This is a genomic window from Streptomyces prasinopilosus, assembly GCF_001419695.1.
GTDB classification, from domain to species: domain Bacteria; phylum Actinomycetota; class Actinomycetes; order Streptomycetales; family Streptomycetaceae; genus Streptomyces; species Streptomyces prasinopilosus.
Map to the genome: position 1 here is coordinate 1 of NZ_LIRG01000728.1, position 2797 is coordinate 2797.

Consider the following 2797-nt stretch of genomic DNA (forward strand, 5'->3'; position numbering starts at 1 on the left):
CGCCCGGTCCCCGCGGCGGGCGCACGGCGGGCCGGCCGTACAGTGCCCCCATGCCCGACCTGTCGATCCGCGCCGCGCACCACTCCGACGAGCGGGACCTGGTCCTGCTGGACCGCGACACCTGGTCGCCCCTGCACGCCGTCGGACCGCCGCCGCAGCCGCCGTACGAGCCGTTCTTCCACGGGCGGTTCGGTCCCTCCGCCCACCTCGTCGCCGAGTACGGGGGACGCCTCGCCGGCTACGTCCGGTTCGGCTGCCCCACCGAACTCGCCTCCAACGCACACGTGCGGCAGATCCGCGGACTCGCCGTGTCCGGGGAGGCCCGCGGCAGGGGCGTGGGCCGGGCCCTGGTGCGGGCGGCCGTCCAGGAGGCCCGGGACCGGGGCGCCCGCCGCATCACCCTGCGCGTCCTCGGCCACAACACCCCCGCCCGCGCGCTGTACGAGTCCGAGGGCTTCGTCGTGGAGGGCGTCCAGCCGGGGGAGTTCCTCCTGGACGGCCGGTACGTCGACGACGTCCTGATGGGCCGGTCCCTGCTCTGACGGCGGTCCGCCGCGGCCGACGGCGGCCGGCCGCGGCCCGCGGCGGCCCGCGGCGGCGTGCGGCCGCCTACGACGTCACCGGCTCCCCCGTGTCCACCGGTGCCGTCGCGTCCGCCGCGCGCTCCGCCTCCCCGGCGACCTCGGCCGCGGTCAGGACGTAGCCGGTCTCCGCGTCCGAGGTGGACCGGGCGAACACCACCCCGAACACCCGGCCGTCGGTGGTCAGCAGCGGTCCGCCGGAGTTGCCGGGGCGCACCGTGGAGCGGATGGAGTAGATCTCCCGCGTGACGCCCTGGTCGCCGTAGATGTTCCGTCCCCGCGCCTGCACCCGGTTCGCGACCGTCGCCGCCTGGAGGTTCAGGTCGCCGTCCTGGGGGTAGCCCGCGACGACCGCCGAGTCGCCGCGCTCGGCGTCGTCGACGAACCGGAGGACGGGCGCCCGCAGTCCGGGCACGTACAGCACGGCCACGTCCTTCTGCGGGTCGAACAGCACCACCCGGGCCTCGTACGCCCGCCCGACGCCGCCGACCCGCACGGTCGGCTCGTCGATGCCGGCCACCACGTGGGCGTTGGTCATCACGTGCTCCGTCGCGTACACGAAGCCGCTGCCCTCGCGGCCCTGCAGGCCCGCGACGCCCTCGACCTTCACCGTGCTCCGCTGGGCGGCCCGGGTGGCGGCGGCGGTGACGCTGTCGCCGGAGGGTTCGGCGACCTCGGCCGTCGACTCGTTCTCGAACGGGTTGAAGACCTGCGGGAAACCCGCCTCGGTCAGCGCCGAGGTGGCCCGCGAGAACCACGCCGGGGTGCTGTCCGGCATCACCTCGTGGACGGCGCCGAGCAGCCGGGAGTCCCGGATCGCGGAGGTGATCAGCGGGGAGGAGGAGGCGCCGAGGACGGACGCGATCACCCAGGCCACGATCAGCACGGCCACCGAGTTGGCCGCCGCCCCGCCGATCCCGTCCGCCACCCGCAGCGGCCCCCGGTCCAGCTCCCGGCGCAGCCGCAGCGCCAGCCGGCCCGCCAGCTCGTGGCCCACGGCCGCCGGCAGCAGCACCGTGACCACGGCCGCCACCGTGGCCCCGGCCGTCCCCGGGGTCACCAGGTCCGTCACCCAGGGCAGGATCCACACGCCGACGAGGGCACCGCCCACGAAACCGGCCAGCGACACGCAGCCGGCCAGCAGCCCGCGCCGGTAGCCGGACGCCGCGTAGGCCAGGACGACCAGCACCAGCAGGATGTCGAGCAGGTCCACGCACGCCGCCTTTCTCTCGGGCCCTCTCCTACGTGGGGGAGAGGCCCGGTGATCAGCCACGCGCGGGTGACCACCGGGAAGCAGCCGCTCGCGCGTGTACCCGGAAGAACGCCGGAGGACCGGACGATGGTTCCGCCGCGGGCCGGCCGGCGGGTCCACCGGTTGGCGCGGCCACGTCGCGGGCCCGCTCGACCCGGCCCACAGTGAAAGGCATGCGTGTCCTCGGAAGACCTGGGGGAGCGCGGTCGCGCCGTGCTCCCCGGATATCCCACGGAACCGGCCGTACGGCCCTGCCCGGGGCCGTCGGGGTGCTGCTCGGCTGCCTGCCCGGTGTCGCCGCGGCGGTCGCCCTGGTGCTGTGCGCGTACGGCGTGGAACGGGCCGCGGAGCCCTCGGCCGCCGCCCCCGTCCCCGCCCGCGAGACGGCCGCGTACACGGCGGCCAGGCCGCCCATCGTGCCGAGAACGGCCTGGATGGGCGACGCCGGCCGGGAACAGCCGCCCCCGCGCTACGACGACGAGGTCGTCGCCGTCTTCGTCCACCACACCGACTCGCCCAACGACTACGACTGCGCCGAGGCCCCCGCCCACATACGCGGCCTCTACGAGGGCCAGATCACCGCCCGGGACTGGGACGACATCGGCTACAACTTCCTCGTCGACCGCTGCGGCATCATCTACGAAGGCCGCGCGGGCGGTACCGGCCGGCCCGTCACCGGCGCCCACACCCAGGGCTTCAACCACCGCAGCACGGGCGTCGCCGCGCTCGGCACCTTCAGCGCCGGGGTGCCCGTGCCGCCCGCGATGGAACGCGCGATCGCCGCGCTGGCGGCCTGGAAGCTCGGCCTGTCCGGCACCGATCCGCGGTCCGACGTCCGGCTGGTCTCCAGCAACGACGGCAGCCGGTACGCGGCGGGCACCACCGCGATGCTGCCCGCCCTCGCGGGCCACAGCGACGGCTTCATGACCAGCTGCCCGGGCGCCGCCCTGCAGGCCCGGCTGCC

3 protein-coding genes are annotated in these 2797 nt (G+C 76.0%); 2 read left to right on the forward strand and 1 reads right to left on the reverse strand.

From position 1 onward, the window contains the following. Nucleotides 1-50: 50 nt before the first annotated feature. Nucleotides 51-542: a GNAT family N-acetyltransferase gene (locus AOK18_RS25350; protein WP_079105173.1), complete on the forward strand. Its 492-nt coding sequence runs from the start codon at nt 51-53 to the stop codon at nt 540-542. Nucleotides 543-609: 67 nt separating this feature from the next. On the opposite strand, the gene AOK18_RS25355 is transcribed toward AOK18_RS25350, so the two are convergent. Further along, a complete protein-coding gene (locus AOK18_RS25355) occupies nt 610-1794 on the reverse strand; it encodes a MarP family serine protease (protein ID WP_055695837.1) in 1185 nt (394 codons plus the stop codon). A 308-nt stretch (nt 1795-2102) separates the two neighbouring features. Here AOK18_RS25355 and AOK18_RS25360 point away from each other — a divergent pair. Beyond that, nucleotides 2103-2797: peptidoglycan recognition protein family protein (locus AOK18_RS25360; RefSeq protein ID WP_055695838.1), on the forward strand; the 695-nt coding region annotated here is incomplete at its 3' end.

Coding starts and splice junctions, on each gene's coding strand:
- AOK18_RS25350 (WP_079105173.1), top strand. CDS start 51: ATGCCCGACCTGTCGATCCGCGCCGCGCACCACTCCGACGAGCGGGAC.